Origin of the sequence: Parageobacillus toebii NBRC 107807, assembly GCF_003688615.2 — a bacterium.
Taxonomy (GTDB): Bacteria; Bacillota; Bacilli; order Bacillales; family Anoxybacillaceae; genus Parageobacillus_B; species Parageobacillus_B toebii.
In genome coordinates, this window is record NZ_CP049703.1 from 1,816,311 (window position 1) to 1,837,008 (window position 20,698).

Annotated in this window: 21 protein-coding genes; 15 read left to right on the forward strand and 6 right to left on the reverse strand. The window is 41.1% G+C overall.

Features of this window, described 5'->3' with window-relative positions:
- Window positions 1–86 precede the first annotated feature (86 nt).
- Window positions 87–881, forward strand: coding sequence for an inositol monophosphatase family protein (locus DER53_RS09415; RefSeq protein WP_062753537.1), 795 nt, complete (start codon window positions 87–89; stop codon window positions 879–881).
- A 31-nt stretch (window positions 882–912) separates the two neighbouring features.
- Here the strand turns inward: DER53_RS09415 and DER53_RS09420 are convergent, their stop codons facing one another.
- Window positions 913–1,098 carry a DUF5325 family protein gene (locus tag DER53_RS09420; protein ID WP_015863308.1) on the reverse strand — a complete coding sequence of 62 codons (186 nt, stop codon included), beginning with the start codon at window positions 1,096–1,098 and terminating at the stop codon, window positions 913–915.
- 119 nt (window positions 1,099–1,217) lie between these two features.
- On the opposite strand from DER53_RS09420, the gene typA reads away from it, so the two are divergent.
- Genes typA through DER53_RS09435 form a run of 3 tightly spaced genes read left to right on the forward strand, consistent with a single transcriptional unit; the run spans window position 1,218 to window position 3,685 of the window.
- Window positions 1,218–3,059 (forward strand): translational GTPase TypA, encoded by a 1,842-nt coding sequence (typA, locus tag DER53_RS09425; RefSeq protein WP_015863309.1) that lies wholly within the window; start codon window positions 1,218–1,220, stop codon window positions 3,057–3,059.
- A gap of 11 nt (window positions 3,060–3,070) precedes the next feature.
- Window positions 3,071–3,388, forward strand: a complete 318-nt coding sequence (locus tag DER53_RS09430) for a YlaH-like family protein (RefSeq protein ID WP_062753636.1) — start codon at window positions 3,071–3,073, stop codon at window positions 3,386–3,388.
- A gap of 12 nt (window positions 3,389–3,400) precedes the next feature.
- Window positions 3,401–3,685: a hypothetical protein gene (locus tag DER53_RS09435; protein WP_015863311.1), complete on the forward strand. Its 285-nt coding sequence runs from the start codon at window positions 3,401–3,403 to the stop codon at window positions 3,683–3,685.
- A gap of 52 nt (window positions 3,686–3,737) precedes the next feature.
- Here the strand turns inward: DER53_RS09435 and DER53_RS09440 are convergent, their stop codons facing one another.
- Entirely contained in the window at window positions 3,738–3,938 is a 201-nt protein-coding gene (locus tag DER53_RS09440) for a YlaI family protein (protein ID WP_015863312.1), read from the reverse strand.
- 115 nt (window positions 3,939–4,053) lie between these two features.
- Between DER53_RS09440 and DER53_RS09445 the strand changes: the two genes are divergently transcribed.
- A complete protein-coding gene (locus tag DER53_RS09445; RefSeq protein WP_062753535.1) occupies window positions 4,054–4,509 on the forward strand; it encodes a pyridoxamine 5'-phosphate oxidase family protein in 456 nt (151 codons plus the stop codon).
- 36 nt (window positions 4,510–4,545) lie between these two features.
- Here DER53_RS09445 and DER53_RS09450 read toward each other — a convergent pair whose 3' ends face one another.
- Entirely contained in the window at window positions 4,546–5,145 is a 600-nt protein-coding gene (locus DER53_RS09450) for a YhcN/YlaJ family sporulation lipoprotein (protein ID WP_062753533.1), read from the reverse strand.
- Window positions 5,146–5,287: 142 nt separating this feature from the next.
- On the opposite strand from DER53_RS09450, the gene DER53_RS09455 reads away from it, so the two are divergent.
- Window positions 5,288–6,619, forward strand: a complete 1,332-nt coding sequence (locus tag DER53_RS09455) for a PhoH family protein (RefSeq protein ID WP_062753532.1) — start codon at window positions 5,288–5,290, stop codon at window positions 6,617–6,619.
- Window positions 6,620–6,656: 37 nt separating this feature from the next.
- On the opposite strand, the gene DER53_RS09460 is transcribed toward DER53_RS09455, so the two are convergent.
- Window positions 6,657–7,169, reverse strand: a complete 513-nt coding sequence (locus DER53_RS09460) for a hypothetical protein (protein ID WP_062753530.1) — start codon at window positions 7,167–7,169, stop codon at window positions 6,657–6,659.
- 240 nt (window positions 7,170–7,409) lie between these two features.
- Between DER53_RS09460 and DER53_RS09465 the strand changes: the two genes are divergently transcribed.
- The 3 genes from DER53_RS09465 to pyc all read left to right on the forward strand — a co-directional run bounded on the left by DER53_RS09465 (window position 7,410) and on the right by pyc (window position 12,573).
- A complete protein-coding gene (locus tag DER53_RS09465; RefSeq protein ID WP_015863316.1) occupies window positions 7,410–7,703 on the forward strand; it encodes an Fpa/YlaN family protein in 294 nt (97 codons plus the stop codon).
- 151 nt (window positions 7,704–7,854) lie between these two features.
- Window positions 7,855–9,066 (forward strand): FtsW/RodA/SpoVE family cell cycle protein, encoded by a 1,212-nt coding sequence (locus tag DER53_RS09470; RefSeq protein WP_062753529.1) that lies wholly within the window; start codon window positions 7,855–7,857, stop codon window positions 9,064–9,066.
- Window positions 9,067–9,129: 63 nt separating this feature from the next.
- Entirely contained in the window at window positions 9,130–12,573 is a 3,444-nt protein-coding gene (gene pyc, locus DER53_RS09475) for a pyruvate carboxylase (protein WP_062753527.1), read from the forward strand.
- A gap of 34 nt (window positions 12,574–12,607) precedes the next feature.
- Here the strand turns inward: pyc and DER53_RS09480 are convergent, their stop codons facing one another.
- Window positions 12,608–13,567: a COX15/CtaA family protein gene (locus DER53_RS09480; protein WP_015863319.1), complete on the reverse strand. Its 960-nt coding sequence runs from the start codon at window positions 13,565–13,567 to the stop codon at window positions 12,608–12,610.
- A gap of 454 nt (window positions 13,568–14,021) precedes the next feature.
- Here DER53_RS09480 and cyoE point away from each other — a divergent pair, with 454 nt between their 5' ends.
- The 5 genes from cyoE (at window position 14,022) to ctaF (ending at window position 18,965) form a co-directional block, all read left to right on the forward strand.
- A complete protein-coding gene (cyoE, locus tag DER53_RS09485) occupies window positions 14,022–14,951 on the forward strand; it encodes a heme o synthase (protein WP_062753525.1) in 930 nt (309 codons plus the stop codon).
- Between the two features lie 90 nt (window positions 14,952–15,041).
- The gene (gene coxB, locus DER53_RS09490) at window positions 15,042–16,112 is read left to right on the forward strand and encodes a cytochrome c oxidase subunit II (RefSeq protein ID WP_015863321.1); all 1,071 of its coding nucleotides are present in this window, start codon (window positions 15,042–15,044) and stop codon (window positions 16,110–16,112) included.
- A gap of 36 nt (window positions 16,113–16,148) precedes the next feature.
- A complete protein-coding gene (gene ctaD / locus DER53_RS09495; protein ID WP_062753523.1) occupies window positions 16,149–18,008 on the forward strand; it encodes a cytochrome c oxidase subunit I in 1,860 nt (619 codons plus the stop codon).
- Complete coding sequence (locus tag DER53_RS09500) at window positions 18,008–18,628, forward strand: cytochrome (ubi)quinol oxidase subunit III (RefSeq protein ID WP_015863323.1); 621 nt, start codon at window positions 18,008–18,010, stop codon at window positions 18,626–18,628. The genes ctaD and DER53_RS09500 overlap by 1 nt, the downstream gene beginning before the upstream one ends.
- 4 nt (window positions 18,629–18,632) lie before the next feature.
- Complete coding sequence (gene ctaF / locus DER53_RS09505) at window positions 18,633–18,965, forward strand: cytochrome c oxidase subunit IVB (RefSeq protein ID WP_062753522.1); 333 nt, start codon at window positions 18,633–18,635, stop codon at window positions 18,963–18,965.
- Between the two features lie 40 nt (window positions 18,966–19,005).
- On the opposite strand, the gene DER53_RS09510 is transcribed toward ctaF, so the two are convergent.
- Entirely contained in the window at window positions 19,006–19,449 is a 444-nt protein-coding gene (locus DER53_RS09510) for a nitrilase-related carbon-nitrogen hydrolase (protein ID WP_121910042.1), read from the reverse strand.
- 340 nt (window positions 19,450–19,789) lie between these two features.
- Between DER53_RS09510 and ctaG the strand changes: the two genes are divergently transcribed.
- Window positions 19,790–20,692 (forward strand): cytochrome c oxidase assembly factor CtaG, encoded by a 903-nt coding sequence (ctaG, locus tag DER53_RS09515; RefSeq protein WP_015863325.1) that lies wholly within the window; start codon window positions 19,790–19,792, stop codon window positions 20,690–20,692.
- Window positions 20,693–20,698 lie beyond the last annotated feature (6 nt).

Below are 20,698 nucleotides of genomic sequence, written 5' to 3' on the forward strand. Positions count from 1 at the left end.
GCGATATAGGCACCTCTTTTTCTTTACGGGGGATTCCGATGTATTATATGCTAATTACATACGCTGCAGAAATCAGGAGGATGAATATGCAGGAAAAATGGAAAGAAATAGATGAGTGTATCCGACAATGGATAAAGGAAGCGGGAACAAGAATTCTCGCTACATTTGATAAAAAGTTGACGATCGAAACAAAATCACATCGAAATGATTTAGTGACGAATGTGGACCGCGAAGTAGAGCAATTTTTTATTGAAAAAATAAGAAAAACGTTTCCCGGCCATCACGTGTTAGGCGAAGAGGGATTCGGTGATGAAATTGCAACGCTTCAAGGGATTGTTTGGATTATCGATCCGATTGATGGTACGATGAATTTTATTCATCAAAAACGAAACTTTGCCATTTCAATTGGGGTTTTTGAAAATGGGGTAGGAGTTCTTGGGTATGTATACGATGTCGTACATGATGAACTATATGCGGCACGAAAAGGAGAAGGAGCTTTTCTTAATGATCAACCGCTGGCGCGTTTAGAGCCGGTATCTGTTTCCGAAGCCATTATTTCCTTAAATGCAACGTGGATAACTGAAAATAAACGAATTGATCCAAATGTATTAGCTCCGCTTGTAAAAGATGCGAGGGGAACGCGTTCGTACGGATCGGCTGCGTTAGAAATGGCATACGTTGCAGCGGGACGTTTAGATGCATATATTACGATGAGGTTGTCGCCGTGGGATTTTGCCGGCGGACTTGTGCTTGTTCAAGAAGTCGGTGGCATCGTGACAAATTTATACGGCGAGCCGCTTAATTTGCTTACAAAAAACTCTGTATTTGTTTCAAAGCCAGGATTGCATGAAGAAATTTTGCAAAAATATATACATCGCTGAAAACGGGACAAATCATTCGGTTGTCCCGTTTTTAAAGCATTCCTTTTTCTCGCATTCGTTTTTTTCGGGCAAATCCGATGCCGATAATTATGAATAAAGCGATAATTGAAATAATAATACCAATCATACTTTGTTCCGCAATAAAAATGCCGATGGCCATGATTGCTATTACTGCAAATATAGCCAATAGAAACGATACAGGCTGAAATTGTTTCATCCCAATCCCCTCTTTCATATTGTTTATCGGTTTTTCTTTAGTCTACACGAAAACATACCGCTTTTCTATCCTCTTTATGATATAATAAACGAGCAATTTACGTATAGGAGTGACTAACATTGACAAGAAGAGAAGATCTTCGTAATATTGCCATTATTGCTCACGTTGATCATGGTAAAACAACGTTAGTCGATCAATTGCTGCGTCAATCGGGAACGTTTCGTGCCAATGAACATGTCGAGGAACGCGCATTAGATCGAAACGATTTAGAAAGAGAACGCGGGATTACCATTTTAGCCAAAAATACAGCGATTCGTTATAAAGGAATGCGCATTAATATTTTAGATACGCCAGGACATGCCGATTTCGGCGGGGAAGTAGAACGAATTATGCGGCTTGTGGATGGTGTTTTGCTTGTCGTTGACGCGTATGAGGGGTGTATGCCGCAAACGCGCTTTGTGCTGAAAAAGGCGCTCGAACAACAGCTTACTCCCATTGTCGTTATCAATAAAATTGACCGGGAGTTTGCGCGACCAGAGGAAGTGGTCGATGAAGTCATCGATTTATTTATCGAATTAGGCGCGTCGGAAGATCAGCTTGAGTTTCCGGTTGTATACACCTCAGCATTAAACGGTACGGCAAGTTTGGACCCTCACAAACAAGAAGCGGATATGACCGCATTGTTCGAAACGATTATTAAGCATATTCCTGCACCGATTGATAATCGGGAAGAACCGTTGCAATTTCAAGTGGCGTTGCTTGATTACAATGAGTACGTTGGGCGCATCGGAATTGGCCGTATCTTTCGCGGCACGATGAAAGTCGGACAACAAGTAGCGCTGATGAAACTAGATGGTTCTGTCAAAACGTTTCGTGTAACAAAATTATTTGGGTTTATCGGCTTAAAGAGGATCGAAATCACGGAAGCAGAAGCAGGAGATATTGTTGCAGTGGCGGGAATGGAAGACATTAACGTCGGGGAAACGGTATGTCCATTGGATCATCAGGAAGCGTTGCCGCCGCTTCGCATTGATGAACCAACATTGAAAATGACGTTTTTAGTCAATAATAGCCCATTTGCCGGACGCGAAGGAAAATATGTGACGGCGAGAAAGTTGGAAGAACGCCTGCGCACTCAATTGGAGACGGACGTAAGCTTGCGGGTGGAAAACACTGATTCTCCTGATGCGTGGATTGTTTCTGGACGAGGAGAGCTTCATTTATCGATCTTAATTGAAAATTTGCGGCGGGAAGGTTATGAACTGCAAGTATCTAAGCCGGAAGTCATTATGAAAGAAATCGGCGGAGTGCTTTGTGAGCCGGTCGAACGGGTAATCATTGATATTCCTGAAGAATATACCGGGGCGATCATGGAATCGATCGGTATGCGCAAAGGCGAGCTGGTGGATATGATCCATAACGAAAACGGACAAGTTCGTCTCATCTTTATGGTGCCTTCGCGCGGTTTAATCGGCTATCGAACAGAATTTATGTCATTGACACGCGGATACGGAATTTTAAACCATTCATTTGACCATTATGCGCCGGCACAAAGCGGACAGGTAGGCGGCCGCCGCCAAGGGGTATTAATTTCCATGGAGACAGGAAAAGCGACGGCATATGGAATTATGCAAGTGGAAGACCGCGGTACCATTTTTGTGGAGCCTGGAACCGAAGTGTACGAAGGAATGATTGTTGGCGAGCATACGCGCGAAAACGATTTAGTCGTCAACATTTGTAAAGAAAAACATGTAACAAACATCCGTTCTTCGACAAAAGAGCAAACCGTTACGATGAAAAAGCCGCGTTTGATGACGCTCGAAGAAGCGTTGGAATACTTAAATGATGATGAGTATTGTGAAGTAACACCAAAGTCGATTCGCCTGCGCAAAAAAATATTGAACAAAAGCGAGCGAGAAAAAATGGAAAAGAAAAAGAAAGCCGCTAAGCAGGCGAAATAGGGGGGAAGATGGTGAAAGTTATAGAGCGCCTTACCTTTTTTGCTTCGTTATATAAAGTGCATACAAATCCAGAACAAGGAATGTGGCTTCTTTATATTACCATATTGATTTTATCGGTTATTGTTTATCGCCTTGGTTTTGCGAAAAAATTGCCATTGTTGAAAAATGTCATTATTTATGTGCTGTTAGCATTAGGCTGCACGATTTTAACGTTTTTTGCGGTATTTTTACCTGTCGCGGAAGGGTTGGTCGTTGCGGCTCTCGTATTAGTGATTTATAAAATTCGTCTATATCAATCGAAAAAGCATGAGGTAAATGAACAAAAATAAGGCGGTGGAACCATGAAGTCGCTGCAAGATGCTCTTTATAATTGGTTAACTATTTATGTCGTGGCCGAAGCACGTCCAGATGATATAGCAGCGCAAGAAACCGTTGCCTTTTTTAGGGAAATATTAAAGCACGATTTTAACATAACAAAGGTGGAAGTAAAAAAAGAAGATATGTATATCGTCGCGTATGAGAGAGACGGAGAGCAAAAATCAGCTCGTTTTCCAATGGAATTGATTGAGGCGATGCTTAGGCAAATAGAAGAAGCGCCTGAAAAATATCGCAATTATCCTTCCTAAAAAAACGCCGGGTGATTACCCCCGGCGTTTTTTATCGATTTACGCAAAGTTTTTACCATTCATCGTTTGGCAGTTTCGAGCGATATATACGAAATTTTCCGGTTGCTAGGCGCGCCTTTGTTTTTTCGGCAATCCGATGATAACATTCCTCGCACATGTATGTGTGAATAGGACGGTTGCGCAGCCGTTTCGCAAGCAATGATTCATCGTCGATCGTATCAATTCGGTCGCAAAGAACACATTTGACTCTCATTGTACACCTCGTCGCTTTATTCAATCTTCTTTTTATTATATCATGAATCTGAAAGGTTTTTTACTTTTCCGTTTTAATGTATGATAAACGGAGAATAGTCTTAGGAGGGATGATCATGCCAAATAAAGTTGAACCTGCATTAACGGAACCGTTATTTCAAGCATTACAAAAAGAACGTTTTGTAACTATAGCGACTATCGACCATGAAACGGGAGGGCCAAATGTCAGCGCGATTTCATGGATTTACGCCCCTAACGAAGAGCATATTTATTTTGCTGTCGACAATCGTTCCCGAATTATCCAAAACATTCGTAATAATCCGTCTATTGTTGTGAATATTATCGCTAACGAATCAACCTACTCGATTAGCGGGAAAGCGCATATTAAAGCAGAGAAAATAGAGGGCGTTCCGCTTAAGTTGGCATTAGTGGATATTGCTATTAGTGAAGTGCGTGATGTTATGTTTTACGGTTCCAAAATTGTAGAAGAACCAAAATATGAAAAAACGTACGATGCGCAAGCGGCAGCTAAACTGGACAATCAAGTAATGACTGCTCTTCGCAATGCATAAATAAGGAGCTTAGCTAATTACGGCTAAGCTCCTTACTTATTTATTTAAATATTCGTTGGACTGTTTTTCTTGATGGTTATTAAGCTGTTCTTCCTCACGCTTATTTAATTGCGAATCATTTTGTTCGGTTGGTTCCGGTGGCGTTGTTTCAAACAAATCGCTCGGAACTTCCGGCATGACGCGTCCGACGATATCCGCGATTTCGTTCATAAATGCTTGAACAGGCCGCCCATTATCAACTTGATTGACAATATTTTTTAACCGAGTGTATAAATCGGGGTCGGCAATGATGATTGAATTTGCTCCATACGGATCTTTTTGCAACGTTTCTGCGACAGAATATTTAATTGTGCCGACACGTGAAGCGTCGATATTTGCATCAATATCAATACCAACGATCGCGTATTTTCCGACAACAAGAGCGGTAGCATCGTTTACGTTTGGAACGCGCTTAGCTAAATTCGCTAGACGATGGGCAATTTCTTGTCCGGATTTATTCGTTACTTTTTCATCAACCGTATTTCGTACACGGACAAGCGAGCGATCCGCATCGCGCCCCGCTTCGTCATTTCCTATATTGCACCCACCTAATAAACCAATACATATCGCTATAAGCAAATATCGGCTCCAGTTCATTCCTTTAACACCTCTATCTTAATTTTTTATTTTATTTTATTTTGCAATCATTCTTCTATCTTTATACATTTCCTCATATCTTATATAACAACGATCCCGTCCAAATATAAAAAAAAAATGTAAAATAGGGGGGCGCGGAATTTTGGGAGAAAAAATATATGTGTTAGATACGAATGTCTTATTACAAGATCCGTATTCCATCTTCTCGTTTGAAGATAATGAAGTTGTCATTCCAGCGGTTGTGTTAGAAGAAGTCGATTCGAAAAAGCGATATATGGATGAAGTAGGGAGAAACGCGCGGCAAGTATCCAAGCTTATCGATCGCCTTCGTGAAAATGGAAAACTACATGAAAAAATCCCACTTGAAAACGGCGGAGTGTTGCGCATTGAATTAAATCATCGTTCATTTCATCAGCTTCAAGAAATTTTCGTAGAAAAGACGAATGATAATCGCATTTTAGCAGTTGCCAAAAACTTATCTCTCGAGGAACAAGCAAAGGAAAACGGCCGTTCCGTTATTTTAGTAAGCAAGGATGCACTTGTCCGAGTGAAGGCAGATGCAATTGGGCTGCAAGCAGAAGACTTTTTAAGCGACCGTGTCGTCGATATTGATCATATTTACACTGGGTTTCTCGAGCTATACATAGGAACCGAGCATTTGCAGCGGTTTTATGAAAAGGGGGAACTCGTTTTAGCGGATATTGCCAATCATCCATTTTACCCAAATCAATTTATTATTATGAAAGATGCTTTTGGCGGCTCCGCTTCCGCACTCGGTATTGTCGACCATAGCGGCAAAAAAGTCCAAAAACTTTCGTTTCACTATGAACATATATGGGGAATTCGCCCGCGCAACGTACAACAGACGATGGCGTTTGAACTGCTTATGCGTGATGATATACAGCTTGTGACATTGATTGGCAAAGCAGGCACAGGAAAAACACTTCTTGCTCTTGCCGCAGGATTGATGCAGACGGAAGATTTGCGTACGTATAAAAAGCTGCTCATTGCGAGGCCAATCGTTCCAATGGGAAAAGATATTGGTTTTTTGCCTGGGGAAAAAGAAGAAAAATTGCGCCCGTGGATGCAACCTATTTTTGATAATTTGGAGTATTTGTTTAATACAAAAAAAACGGGGGAGTTGGATGCGATTTTAGCAGGAATGAGCTCGATTGAAGTAGAAGCGCTCACATATATACGCGGCCGCAGCCTGCCGGAGCAGTTTATCATCATTGATGAGGCGCAAAATTTAACGAAACATGAAGTAAAAACAATTTTAACGCGCGCTGGTGAGAAAAGTAAAATCATTTTAATGGGAGATCCGGAACAGATTGATCATCCGTATTTGGACGAATATAATAATGGATTAACATACGTCGTTGAAAAATTTAAAGATCAAAAAATTGCCGGGCATGTCCGTCTTGTAAAAGGAGAGCGTTCCGCATTAGCGCAGCTTGCTGCTGATATATTGTAAAAAAAGCTGGATGTCCCATCAGTTGGGACATCCAGCGTTAACGGACAATGAAGCGGCGTATATGAGTAATTGGTGTTTTGCGATTGGAACCGTCGCCAAAATAAAAATGAACTGGCCCATCTTCTCTTAACGGTTTTCCATCTTTGGAAAAGCCGAGAATTGCCTTATAAGCTTGTTCGAGCGAAACGGTTACTTCATTATGTTCAGTCACAATGGTCAGTTCCTTTGCATCCGGGAGCGGTTCGGCATTTTGCAAAAATGGAGCAAGCGGCATTGCAAATGTTCCTGTAATAATTTTTTCTTTTAAGTAACGTTTTTCTGTCTTCAATGTCGGTGGAAAAACGGCACCTTCTTGAATTTCCCGATCCCAAAAAGCAGATAGTTTTTTGATTTCCTCTTCTTCTTCCTGTTGCTCGTTTTGAAGTTGTTCATGAGATGGTTTCAAGAAATATGTGTTCAAATCTATTTTGCGGTCATCAAAAATCCATACCCCTGGATCGAGTGTGATCGTAAATTTTACATTCCCTGTTATCAGAATAATATCCCTCATTTTCCATCCTCTCCTCTACATCAGCTGCTGTTTTTAGTATAATGGTTAATGGATAGTTTGTCATGCGTCAGGTGTCTGGATATGTCTCTTTTTTCGCCAAAGCCTGGTGATCATTGCATAAATGCGGCTTCACTTGGCGTATATCGTATTTGTTTGTTATAAGCGCTGACAAGTGTTTCAACTTGCAAAATTGTGTATTTCACGTTAAGATTTAAAGAAGGATTAGGGGAGAACGGAGGGATGGATGTGACAGATGATGCCATTAACTATCGTGAAAAAGCGTACGCGCTTCTTCAAGCAGACGCGGATAAAATTGTAAAACTCATTCAAGTACAAATGGATAACTTGACAATGCCAAAATGTCCACTCTATGAAGAAGTACTTGATACCCAAATGTTTGGTTTATCGCGGGAGATTGATTTTGCGGTCCGTCTCGGGCTTGTGGATGAGAAGGAAGGGAAGGCGCTGCTTGACCGATTAGAGCGGGAACTTTCGGCGCTTCATGAGGCTGTGACAAAAAAGCGCGTACGATAAAAATAAATGCTAACTCAAACGGTTGAAAGGTGCAATCGTTTGAGTTTTTCTGTTTTTTAGAAGGAAAACAATGTTTGAATACGAATCATTTTAATATAATAACTATTCATCATGATTAAACATCTATACTAGCGAATAAGGAAGAGGAATGATGGATAAGGAATTAATCAAAAAGATTATGAAATGTTACGATTATCCGCTTATTATTGCAGTCGTTATGCTTTCGCTATTTGGATTGATTATGGTATATAGTTCAAGCATGATTTCCGCCGTTATACGCTTTGAAGTGCCAAGCGACTATTTTTATCAGCGGCAAAAGTTATGGCTCATTGTATCATTTATTTGTTTTTTCGTTACGCTTATTGTCCCGTATAAAGTATGGGCGAATGAAAAATTGGTAAAAGTGATCTTTTTTGGATCGCCGCTGATGCTAACAGCAGTTGCTTTTCTAGGCCATACCGCAAATAACGCAACAAGCTGGTTTCGAATCGGGGCGTTAAGCTTGCAACCGGCGGAGCTTGTGAAACTGGGATTAATTGTTTACTTGGCAGCGGTATTTGCGAACAAACAAAAAAGACTGGCGGAGTCTGTTAAAAGTAATTTATTTCCAATTTACTATACGTTATTTATTTGTTTTTTAATCGCCATTCAGCCTGATTTTGGTACGGCGATGATTGTAATGGCGATCGCTGCTTGTTTAATTTTTTCGTCAGGATTGAGACTTCGCTTATTGTTTAAGCAGTTGTTATTTTTTATCCTTGTTATTGCATTGGCGTCTCCAATTATTTTTCCTCTTTTCGGTGATAAAATTTTTTCAGAAGAGCGAATGTCACGGATTTATAGTTTTTTAGATCCGTTTAAATATGCCAATGACGAAGGTTTTCAGCTTGTTAATTCCTATTTGGCAATTGGATTAGGAGGAATAAAAGGATTAGGGCTTGGAAAAAGCATTCAAAAATATGGCTATTTACCTGAGTCGCACACCGATTTTATTATGTCCATTATTGCCGAAGAACTAGGGCTTTTTGGGGTAACATTTACATTAGGTATTTTAGCTTTTATTGTGCTAAGAGGATTATGGATTGCGAGAAAATGCAATGACGCGTTTGGCAGTCTTCTTGCGATCGGAATTTCTGCCATGATTGGCATTCAAACGTTTATTAATGTTGGTGGTGTGACAGGAGTGATACCAATTACTGGAGTTCCATTGCCGCTTGTTAGTTATGGAGGTTCCTCGCTCATGATATTTATGACCTCCCTTGGAGTGCTTGTCAATGTATCGATGTTTACGAAATACGAACAAAGTTATAAACGAAAGGGAAAAAACGTGAAAAAATTGCAAGAAAGAGGTCTGACTTTTTAGAAAAGATATTTACAAAAAGGGAAAACCATTATAGTTTTATTAGAAAGGAGGAGAAGATAGACTATGAAAACGCGTCGAATTGACAAAGTACTTGTCGCAAACCGTGGAGAAATCGCCATTCGTGTCTTCCGTGCCTGCACAGAGCTAGGCATTCGCACCGTTGCTATTTACTCGAAGGAAGACACTGGCTCTTATCATCGCTATAAAGCGGATGAAGCATATTTAGTCGGCGAAGGAAAAAAGCCGATTGAAGCGTATTTAGATATCGAAGGGATTATTGAAATTGCCAAAGCTCACGATGTCGATGCGATTCATCCGGGATATGGTTTTCTTTCGGAGAATATTCAATTTGCCAAACGATGCAGAGAAGAAGGAATTATTTTTATCGGTCCGAATGAAGAGCATTTAGATATGTTTGGCGATAAAGTGAAAGCACGTCATCAAGCGGAATTAGCGGGAATTCCAGTCATTCCGGGAAGCGATGGACCGGTGCATAGTTTAGAAGAAGTGGTGCGTTTTGCAGAAACATATGGTTACCCGATTATTATTAAAGCTGCCCTAGGAGGCGGCGGACGCGGAATGCGCATCGTTCGCTCTAAATCAGAAGTGAAAGAAGCGTACGAACGAGCAAAATCGGAAGCGAAAGCCGCATTTGGCAGCGATGACGTGTATGTGGAAAAACTAATTGAAAGACCAAAACATATTGAAGTGCAAATTTTAGGCGATTATGAAGGGAATATTGTCCATCTTTATGAACGTGACTGCTCTGTACAGCGCCGTCATCAAAAAGTGGTGGAAGTGGCGCCGAGCGTCTCGCTATCGGATGAATTGCGGCAGAGAATATGTGAAGCTGCGGTCAAACTCATGAAAAATGTAGGGTATGTGAACGCGGGAACGGTAGAGTTTCTCGTGTCTGGCAACGACTTTTATTTCATCGAAGTCAATCCGCGCATTCAAGTGGAACATACGATTACGGAAATGATCACCGGAATCGATATTGTCCAATCGCAAATTTTGATCGCCGATGGCTATTCGCTTCATAGCAAAGAAGTCGGCATTCCGAAACAAGAAGATATTCGCATTAACGGGTATGCGATTCAATCTCGTGTAACAACGGAAGACCCGCTTAACAATTTCATGCCGGATACAGGAAAGATTATGGCGTATCGTTCCGGCGGCGGGTTTGGCGTGCGCCTAGACGCAGGCAACGGATTCCAAGGAGCAGTCATCACTCCATATTACGACTCGTTGCTTGTGAAAGTGTCTACATGGGCGCTGACGTTTGAACAAGCCGCAAGGAAAATGTTGCGAAATTTGCGGGAGTTCCGAATCCGTGGAATTAAAACAAATATTCCATTTTTAGAAAATGTCGTGCAACATCCAAAGTTTTTATCAGGAGAATATGACACATCGTTTATTGATACAGCGCCGGAACTGTTTGTGTTCCCGCGCCGAAAAGACCGCGGTACAAAAATGCTGACATATATCGGTACCGTTACAGTAAACGGTTTCCCGGGCATCGGCAAAAAGAAAAAACCAGTTTTTGATAAGCCGCGCATTCCGAAAATAAGCTATAAAGAGCCAATTCCGAGCGGAACGAAACAAATTCTCGATAAACAAGGTGCAGAAGGGCTTGTTAAATGGATTAAGGAACAAGATCGCGTATTATTGACGGATACGACATTCCGCGACGCACATCAATCGCTGCTTGCAACGCGCGTGCGCACAGTCGATTTGGTCCGTATTGCTGAGCCAACGGCGCGCTTATTGCCAAACTTATTCTCGCTAGAGATGTGGGGAGGAGCGACGTTTGACGTTGCTTACCGCTTTTTAAAAGAAGATCCGTGGGACCGCTTGTTAAAATTGCGGGAACGAATTCCAAATATTTTGTTCCAAATGCTATTGCGTTCTGCGAATGCGGTTGGATATAAAAACTATCCAGACAATGTGATTCGTGAATTTGTTGAAAAGTCAGCGCAAGCGGGAATTGATGTGTTCCGCATTTTTGACAGTTTAAACTGGGTAAAAGGAATGACGGTGGCCATTGACGCCGTTCGGCAAACAGGCAAAATCGCTGAAGCGGCCGTTTGTTATACAGGGGATATTTTAGATCCGAGCCGCCCGAAGTATAATCTTGATTATTATAAAGCAATCGCCAAAGAATTGGAGCAAGCGGGAGCACATATTTTGGCCATTAAAGATATGGCTGGCTTATTAAAGCCAGAAGCCGCTTATGTGCTTATTTCTGCTTTGAAAGAGACCGTTGATATTCCGATTCATCTTCATACACACGATACGAGCGGAAATGGCATTTATATGTATGCGAAGGCGATTGAAGCTGGAGTAGATATCGTTGACGTTGCGGTTAGCTCCATGGCAGGCTTAACTTCGCAGCCGAGCGCCAATACACTTTATTACGCTTTAGAAGGAACAAAACGCGCGCCGGAGATGAATATACAAGGACTTGAACAGCTATCTCGTTATTGGGAAGATGTGCGCAAATTTTACCAAGAGTTTGAAAGCGGCATGAACGCTCCGCATACAGAAGTGTATATGCACGAAATGCCTGGCGGTCAATATAGCAACTTGCAGCAACAAGCAAAAGCAGTTGGACTTGGCGACCGTTGGGACGAAGTGAAGGAAATGTATCGCCGTGTGAACGATATGTTTGGGGATATTGTCAAAGTAACTCCATCCTCAAAAGTTGTCGGTGATATGGCACTTTATATGGTACAAAATAATTTAACCGAACAAGACGTTTTTGAACGCGGCGAAACACTTGATTTTCCGGATTCTGTAGTTGAGTTTTTCGAGGGATATTTAGGGCAACCATACGGAGGATTTCCAAAAGAATTGCAGCGCATTATTTTAAAAGGGCGTGAACCGATTACGGTTCGGCCTGGGGAATTACTAGAACCGGTAGATTTTGATAAATTAAGAGAAGAGTTATATCATGCGCTTGACCGTGAAGTGACGGATTTTGATGTGCTTGCTTATGCCCTTTATCCGAAAGTATTTTTAGAATATGCGGAAACGGTCAAAAAATACGGCGATATTTCTGTTCTTGATACGCCGACATTTCTGTATGGAATGCGTCTAGGAGAGGAAATCGAAGTTGAAATTGAAAAAGGAAAAACGCTCATTGTCAAACTAGTTTCCATTGGACAGCCGCAGGCGGATGGCACACGCGTCGTTTATTTTGAGTTGAACGGGCAACCGCGCGAGGTCATTATCCGCGATGAAAGCATTAAATCGGCGGTCGTGGAACGGATCAAAGCGGATCGTACGAATCCTAACCATATCGCTGCTACGATGCCGGGAACGGTAGTGAAAGTGTTAGTGGAAAAAGGTGAAAAAGTGAATAAAGGCGATCATTTAATGATTACAGAAGCAATGAAGATGGAAACAACTGTACAAGCACCATTTGCTGGGATTATTAAAGATATTTATGTAAAAAATGGAGATGCCATTCAGGCAGGAGACTTACTAATTGAATTAACAAAATAAATAAAAAAGCGCTTGGGTGATTCCAAGCGCTTTTTTATTTGAGCAACATAGATGGAACGGTGTTTGTGCTGCGGCTTACCTCTTGCGCTTTTTGTTTATTATAATTGCTTCGTACAGCAAGCATCACTAAATAGCTAAGAACGCCGAATAAACAAGAAATAAAGAAGGCATGTGCCAAAGCAATATACAAGTCCAATTGTGTCAATACGATCAGTGTCCCTGTTATCATTTGTAATAACACGAGGACAAGGGAAATGATCCATCCCCAGTAAACGACACGTTGATGTTTATAATATTTCACCGCCCGGATTGTTGCGATAGAAATCCAAATGATCATAATCGCTGCGGCAAGGCGATGTCCCATTTGAACCCATTCGTGAAGCTGCACAGGGATAATTCGGGTTTTTGAGCAAATCGGCCAGCTAGGACATGCTAAACTTGCTTCCATATGGCGCACTAATGCTCCGGTATAGACAACGACATAACAGTAGATGATGATGCCGTAAATGTGGAATTTCATTTTTCGATCAAGCACTAATGAGTGGGCATCGAATTTTTTATCCACTTCAAAAATGAGCAATGTTAATAAAAAAACGGCAGCAAATGAAATAAGAGAAATACCAAAATGCAATGCAAGCACAAAATCAGATTGTCCCCAAACGACAGCGGCGGCACCGATTAGTCCTTGCAACACAAGAAACACAAACGAAACGATTGCTAAAAATTTTGTTTCGCGAATATGCCCTATAGCACGCCATGCCCAAACGGATAAAATCAGCACCATCATGCCAGCCAAACCGGATACGAGCCGGTGGCTTAATTCAATAACGAGTTCAGGGGTAATTTGCGAAGGGATTAGCTGACCGTGGCAAAGCGGCCATGACCGTCCGCACCCCATGCCGGATTCGGTTTTTGTTACGAGCGCCCCTCCGATGAGGACAAATAGCATTGCCAACGTTGTGACTGATGCAAACCATTTTAAAGAACGTTGCAAAATCTTCACCTTCTTATATTGAGAAATCATTATTTTGTCAATAATAAGTATACATTTATCTTACAAAAAAGAAATTGTAAGAGCAATTTCGCCAATATCATTTTACATGATGACGCAAGAAAAACAAACTGATATTTACATATTGAATAAGTTCATTAAGTTTGCTAGAAATATAATAGGATAAGCAATAAAAGCGTTTTCTCTTGATGAGAGAATAATACGCTTTTTGTAATTCGAAAATTTGACACAAATTATTCAAAAAAAGTTCACATTATGTCATGAAAATGTGATTTAATATAAAGAGAAAATAGGTTTTTTCGTTCTAATGGAAGAAATAATTTCCTGCAATGATGATTTGCATGTGTTATGATATGATGGAGATGAAGAAAATTTGTTATATGGCACCGTCTATTATGTAATAAAAAGTTGACGGTGCGATAGGAGGAACGGGTGAATGGCTAATTTAAAAGCAATACATGAACAAGCTGCTCATTCGGGTGAAGGTTCGCGTGCAAATATAAGATCCATTTGGAAAGAGTTTTCGTCGGTCGTGAAAATCGGAATTGTTAATTCGAATCTAATTACGACATTCACTGGATTATGGTTAGCTCTCTATTTTATGGGAGAAGGTTTTTTGGAAAATCTTCATATTGTATTTTTTACGCTGTTTGGTTCCGCACTTGTTATAGCTGGTTCGTGTAGCATCAATAATTTCGTTGACCGTGACATCGACCAGTTTATGGAACGAACGAAAACGCGGCCGACAGTAACAGGGACAATGGAAGCGAAGCGAGTATTGTGGCTCGGAATTATATTCATAACAGTAGGGACGCTCAGCTTGTTAATGACAACGGTCACTGCTGCTATTGTTGGGTTAATTGGCGCTATTACTTATATATTTTTATATACAATGTGGTCGAAGCGAAACTATACATTGAACACAGTTGTCGGAAGCATTTCTGGCGCTGTCCCGCCGGTTATTGGTTGGACTGCGGTAGATCCGGATTTCCATGTCGTTCCTCTTGTTTTATTTTTGATTATGTTTATATGGCAGCCACCGCACTTTTTGGCATTGGCGATGAAACGATGCGAAGAGTATCGGGCGGCAGGCATCCCAATGCTTCCAGTTGTTCATGGTTTTGCGATGACAAAGCGGCAAATCGTTGTATGGGTTGCGTGCTTATTGCCACTGCCATTTTATTTGTTCTCATTAGGCGTGCCGTTTTTAACTGTTGCTACGTTGTTAAACGTAGGATGGCTTGCATTGGGACTTTATGGGTTTAAAATGAAAGACGACTTAAAGTGGGCGAAGTGGATGTTTATTTATTCCCTTAACTATTTGACGATTTTATTTGTAGCAATGGTTATCGCTACCCTTTGGTAAATGGAGTTCGTTTAAAATTCTTTCCATAAAGAGAAAGAATTCATATAAAATTTTTTATTTCATCAATAGAAAGAGGGGTTTGATTAGGCTATGAAGAAATGGCTACATAACTGGCGCTTATTTTCTCTTTTTAGCATGATAGCGCTTCTGTTAGCTGGCTGCGGCAAGCCGTTTTTATCGACGCTTCAGCCGGCGGGTGAAGCAGCAGACATGCAATTTTCACTGATGCTGCTTAGCACAGCCATTATGTTACTCGTTATTGTTGTTGTAACGATTATCTTTGTATACGTTGTCATTCGTTTTCGGCAACGTAAAGGTGAGGAAAACAAGATTCCAAAACAAGTGGAAGGAAACCATACGCTTGAAATTGTTTGGACTGTCATTCCGATTATCCTTTTAATTATCTTGGCAGTTCCGACAGTGAAAGCAACGTTCGATCTTGCTGATGTCAAACCGATGAATAAAGAGAAGCGCGATAAAGATACGCTTGTTGTCAATGTTCGCGCAAGTCTTTACTGGTGGGAGTTTGAATATCCTGATTATGGCGTAATTACAAGCCAAGATTTAGTGGTTCCGACAGATGAGCGCGTGTATTTTAACTTAAAAGCATCAGACGTAAAACACTCGTTCTGGATTCCTGCAGTTGGCGGGAAAATAGATACAAACATTGAAAACAAAAACCAATTTTGGCTGGAATTTGATCAAGAAAGAGCAGAAAAAGCGGGCAACATTTTCTACGGAAAATGTGCGGAGCTTTGCGGTCCTTCCCATGCTTTGATGGACTTCAAAGTAAAAGCAGTTCCTAGAGAAGAATTTGATCAATGGATTGAAAAAATGAAAAATGCGAAAAAACCAGTTGTGACAGATCCGGTTGCAAAGCAGGGAGAAGAGATTTTCAATAAAAGCTGTATTGGCTGCCACGCGGTTACTCCAATTGACAAACGTCCAGAACAAGCGCGTACAGCGCCAAACTTGGCAAATTTCGGCGATCGTGAGCGCATTGCCGGTATTTTAGAACATAATGAGGAAAACTTAAAGAAATGGCTAAAAGACCCTGAAAGTGTGAAACCTGGAAATAAAATGACAGGAACATATGCTAAATTAACGGATGAGCAAATTGATGCTTTAACGAAATACTTAATGAGTCTAAAGGTTGAATAACAAACGGGATTTCTATAAAAAAGGAGGTTTAAATCCGTGAGTACAGCAGTTCGTAAAAAGAGCCTAATATGGGACTACCTTACAACGGTCGACCATAAAAAAATTGCCATCCTTTACTTAATTGCCGGCGGTATTTTCTTCATCATGGGTGGTATCGAGGCTCTAATTATTCGTATTCAGCTTGCGGTGCCTAACAACGATTTTGTTAGCGCGGGTCTTTTTAATGAAATGATTACGATGCATGGTACGACAATGATTTTCTTGGCAGCAACACCGTTATTATTCGCATTGATGAATGCGATTGTTCCAATTCAGATCGGTGCGCGCGACGTTGCGTTTCCGTTCTTAAACGCATTAGGCTTTTGGTTATTCTTTTTCGGGGGGCTTTTTCTAAACTGTTCTTGGTTTTTAGGCGGAGCGCCTGATGCAGGATGGACGTCTTACGCTTCGTTATCATTAGAATCACCAGGACACGGAATTGACTTTTACGTATTAGGTTTACAAGTTTCCGGGTTCGGTACATTAATCAGTGGGATTAACTTCATCGTAACCATCATTACGATGCGTGCTCCAGGCATGACATACATGCGTATGCCGTTGTTTACGTGGGCAACATTCGTTGCTTCTACGTTAATCTTATTTGCGTTCCCGCCGCTAACGGCTGGATTGCTTTTACTGATGATGGACCGTTTATTTGGCGGCAACTTCTTTAATGCGGCATTAGGCGGCAACACGATTATTTATGAACACTTATTCTGGATTTTCGGTCACCCGGAAGTATATCTCTTGATACTACCGGCATTTGGTATTTTTTCTGAAATTATTTCAACTTTCTCTAAGAAACGCTTATTTGGATATTCTTCCATGGTGTTTGCGATTGTATTGATCGGCTTTTTAGGATTCATGGTATGGGCGCACCATATGTTTACAGTTGGCATGGGACCGGTTGCGAACGCCATTTTTGCGGTTGCGACAATGACAATTGCTGTCCCGACAGGTATTAAAATCTTTAACTGGCTATTTACAATGTGGGGGGGAAGCATCCGCGTTACAACGCCAATGTTATATGCTATTGGTTTTATTCCTTCTTTCGTTATCGGCGGAGTAACCGGGGTTATGCAGGCAGCAGCGCCGGCTGACTATCAATATCATGACAGCTACTTCATCGTTGCTCACTTCCACTATGTCATTGTTGGCGGTGTAGTGCTAGCTTTATTAGGCGGCACGCATTATTGGTGGCCAAAAATGTTTGGCAAAATGCTAAGCGAAAAGCTTGGTAAGTTGACATTTGTGTTATTCTTTACCGGATTCCATTTAACATTCTTTATCCAACACTTCCTTGGCTTGATGGGTATGCCTCGCCGCGTATTTACATTCTTGCCGGGCCAAGGTTTGGAAACTGGAAACTTGATTAGTACAATTGGTGCCTTATTGATGGCGGCAGGTGTTATCGTCCTTTTAATCAATATCGTGATCACTACGTTCAAAGGAGAAAAAGCTGAAGCGGATGCTTGGGGACTCGGGCGTACGCTTGAGTGGGCGGTTCCTTCGCCAGCACCTGAATACAACTTTGCGCAAACTCCGCTTGTCCGTGGTTTAGATGCTTACTGGCTAGAGAAAATGGAAGGGAAAAAGGGCTTGACTCCGGCAGAACCGCTTGGAGACATCCATATGCCGAATCCTTCATTCCTGCCGTTTGTCATTTCACTTGGGCTGTTTATTGCTTCATTTGGTTTCATGTATCATAACGACTACTCTTGGGGGTTGCCGGTAGGAATTCTTGGATTGGTCATTACCTTTGGTTCTATGTGCTTACGTTCTATCATTGACGACCATGGTTTCCACATTCATAAAGAAGATATTATCGAAGCGGAGAAAAAGGGGGTTAAGGCATAATGCATGTTGAAGAAAAATTAACGGCGGAAACATTCCCCGCATCCCCTGAAAGAGCTACCATCGAAGGAAAAAATAAATTTTTAGGACTTTGGGTTTTCCTAGGGGGAGAGACAGTTCTTTTCGCCTCCCTCTTCGGCACTTTCATAGCGCTTAGAGATAAAACGGCTGGGGGACCGACATCGCAGGAATTGTTTCATTTGCCGCTCGTGTTTGTCGCTACAATGCTTTTATTGACAAGCAGTTTAACAAGCGTTTACGCCATCTATCACATGAAAAACTTCGACTTTAAGAAAATGATGCTTTGGTTTGGCATCACTGTATTGTTAGGTCTCTGCTTCTTAGGATTAGAAATTTACGAGTTTTATGAATATGTGCATAAAGGCCTTAAGTTTTCAACAAGTGCCTTCTCATCTGCCTTTTATACGCTAGTCGGTCTGCATGGCAGCCACGTTGCATTTGGTTTATCGTGGATTTTAACGCTTATGATCCGCAACGCGAAGCGTGGTTTGAACCTTTACAACGCGCCAAAGTTTTATGTGGCGAGTCTTTACTGGCACTTTATTGACGTCGTATGGGTATTCATTTTTACCGTTGTATACCTAATGGGAATGGTGGGGTGAATATATGGTGAATCAAGCAAATTCTGGAAATGAGCGCGTTGATTTAGCATATCGCCGCAAAAAAAACGCGGAGGATATGAAGCATCAAGTTATTTCCTTTGTATTAATGATTTTGTTCACATTAATCGCATTTACCGCGGTTGGTTATGATAAATTTTCGCCTTGGTTTTCCGTTCCATTTATTCTTCTTCTTGCTGTGGTACAAGTGTTGTTCCAATTATATTATTTTATGCATATGAGCCATAAAGGACATGAAATGCCAGCACTCTTCATGTATGGCGGTGTATTTGTAGCCTTCTTGACTATTTGGGCGTTTGCGACAATTATTTGGTGGTAATAAAAAAGGAAATCAGCGAAAGCTGATTTCCTTTTTTAAACTAGTTTTGACTCAATTTTGCTTCAATCTTCTCAAGAACTTTTTCTAGTTTTTCAAGCGGCACTTCTGTGCTTTCAGAAATATTTTTCAAATCTTGGTAGGAAAGTCCTTTTGAGCTGCGGAGAAGATTTCTTTGTTCATGATCATGCAGCAATAGTTGAACCGCATCTGGTCTCGAATAATGGCCCAATCCGTCAAATACCACTTTCGCCGCCTTGATCTCATTCGCATGGCAATCCGCGTAAACAATCGTATCCTCGTTATAAACCGGTCCGGCGATGTATTCACCAAATGGGTTAACGATTGCGGCACCGCCTACCGCCCAACTGAAATCCATTTCTGGGCTATCAATAAAATGCTTATATTGAGGTTCAAAGTCTTGTTCTCTTAACAAACCAGCCACGCTGATGACAAAGCTTCCTGATTCAAAAGCGTATTCTCTGATGGCAAACTGTAAATCGCATGGATCTCCTGGTTCCGTCGTTGCGTGGAATCATGTCATATTGACACTCCCTCTAGTTATAAGATTAATAAAAATAAATTAAATAGTCAATAAATTAAGAATAATTTTATTTATTAGTATTATCAAAAAATTATAGAATAGATGCACTGTCACCGTCCAAAGCGAGAAGAATCAATAGAAGTAGAAATTTGCGAAGCTAAACGGAAAAAATAAGTTTTTCATAATTCGTATGATGCAAACAGGTTAATTGATAGCGCTTAACAATAGACAAACGATAGGAGTGTAGTATAATGAAAAGAGAAAGAATTGAGGTGATATGAAAATGGCATCGCTAAGCATGTTTGGTTTTGTCGCGTTATGGAGTCCTTATTTCCTTGCGTTTTTGTTGTTGATTACGTGTCTTTATTTTATGATTGTTGGGCCTTGGAGAACTCGTTTTACAAAGGAAGGACCACCGACGCGCAAGCAGAAAGCATATTTTCTCGCAGGGATCATGTTGCTTTATATTTCTTTCGGTTCGCCGGTTGATTTGCTCGGTCATTTGATTTTTAGCGCACATATGATACAAATGGCAATATTAAGTTTTATGGCTCCACCATTACTTATTTTAGGAATACCAAATTGGCTGTTTGAGCGACTTTTCGAAATTCGACCATTAAAGGCGGCAGTAACGTTTTTGACAAAGCCGCTTATTGCGGTTGTTTTATTTAATAGCTTGTTCTCATTTTATCACGTTCCATTTATTTTTGATTTAGCGAACAGCAATGCGCTTTATCATGCGGTAATTACCACGATGATTTTTGTCGCTGCATGGATGATGTGGTGGCCTCTTCTTAATAAAATGCCGGGCTGGCAGTCTCTTAGCGGTCTCAAGAAGATAGGCTACATTTTTGCAGACGGCGCTTTATTAACTCCGGCGTGTGCCTTAATTATTTTTGCTGGAAAACCGCTATATGCGACTTATTACGATCCGCAAATGTGGATGAAGTCGCTTGCTCTTTGCGTTCCCGCTGGGACATTAGCTTCTCTTGATTTAACAGGACCAGAGATGTTCTTTTCTGTTCCGCTTCTTTACGATCAGCAGCTTGGCGGGATATTAATGAAAATTATTCAAGAAATTATTTATGGCATAATGCTCTTTTTCGCCTTTAGGGAATGGTACCGAAAAGAGCAGGAAAAAGAAAAATTGGAAACTGTTGCATCCCCACAACCTTCTGAGTCGTAATGTTTT

What these genes read in the sequence shown, in the direction of transcription:
- DER53_RS09415 (WP_062753537.1), top strand. Translation starts at nt 87, where the DNA reads ATGCAGGAAAAATGGAAAGAAATAGATGAGTGTATCCGACAATGGATA.
- DER53_RS09420 (WP_015863308.1), bottom strand. Translation starts at nt 1,098, where the DNA reads ATGAAACAATTTCAGCCTGTATCGTTTCTATTGGCTATATTTGCAGTA.
- DER53_RS09435 (WP_015863311.1), top strand. Translation starts at nt 3,401, where the DNA reads ATGAAGTCGCTGCAAGATGCTCTTTATAATTGGTTAACTATTTATGTC.
- DER53_RS09440 (WP_015863312.1), bottom strand. Translation starts at nt 3,938, where the DNA reads ATGAGAGTCAAATGTGTTCTTTGCGACCGAATTGATACGATCGACGAT.
- DER53_RS09445 (WP_062753535.1), top strand. Translation starts at nt 4,054, where the DNA reads ATGCCAAATAAAGTTGAACCTGCATTAACGGAACCGTTATTTCAAGCA.
- DER53_RS09450 (WP_062753533.1), bottom strand. Translation starts at nt 5,145, where the DNA reads ATGAACTGGAGCCGATATTTGCTTATAGCGATATGTATTGGTTTATTA.
- DER53_RS09460 (WP_062753530.1), bottom strand. Translation starts at nt 7,169, where the DNA reads ATGAGGGATATTATTCTGATAACAGGGAATGTAAAATTTACGATCACA.
- DER53_RS09465 (WP_015863316.1), top strand. Translation starts at nt 7,410, where the DNA reads ATGGATGTGACAGATGATGCCATTAACTATCGTGAAAAAGCGTACGCG.
- DER53_RS09470 (WP_062753529.1), top strand. Translation starts at nt 7,855, where the DNA reads ATGGATAAGGAATTAATCAAAAAGATTATGAAATGTTACGATTATCCG.
- pyc (WP_062753527.1), top strand. Translation starts at nt 9,130, where the DNA reads ATGAAAACGCGTCGAATTGACAAAGTACTTGTCGCAAACCGTGGAGAA.
- cyoE (WP_062753525.1), top strand. Translation starts at nt 14,022, where the DNA reads ATGGCTAATTTAAAAGCAATACATGAACAAGCTGCTCATTCGGGTGAA.
- coxB (WP_015863321.1), top strand. Translation starts at nt 15,042, where the DNA reads ATGAAGAAATGGCTACATAACTGGCGCTTATTTTCTCTTTTTAGCATG.
- DER53_RS09500 (WP_015863323.1), top strand. Translation starts at nt 18,008, where the DNA reads ATGCATGTTGAAGAAAAATTAACGGCGGAAACATTCCCCGCATCCCCT.
- ctaF (WP_062753522.1), top strand. Translation starts at nt 18,633, where the DNA reads ATGGTGAATCAAGCAAATTCTGGAAATGAGCGCGTTGATTTAGCATAT.
- ctaG (WP_015863325.1), top strand. Translation starts at nt 19,790, where the DNA reads ATGGCATCGCTAAGCATGTTTGGTTTTGTCGCGTTATGGAGTCCTTAT.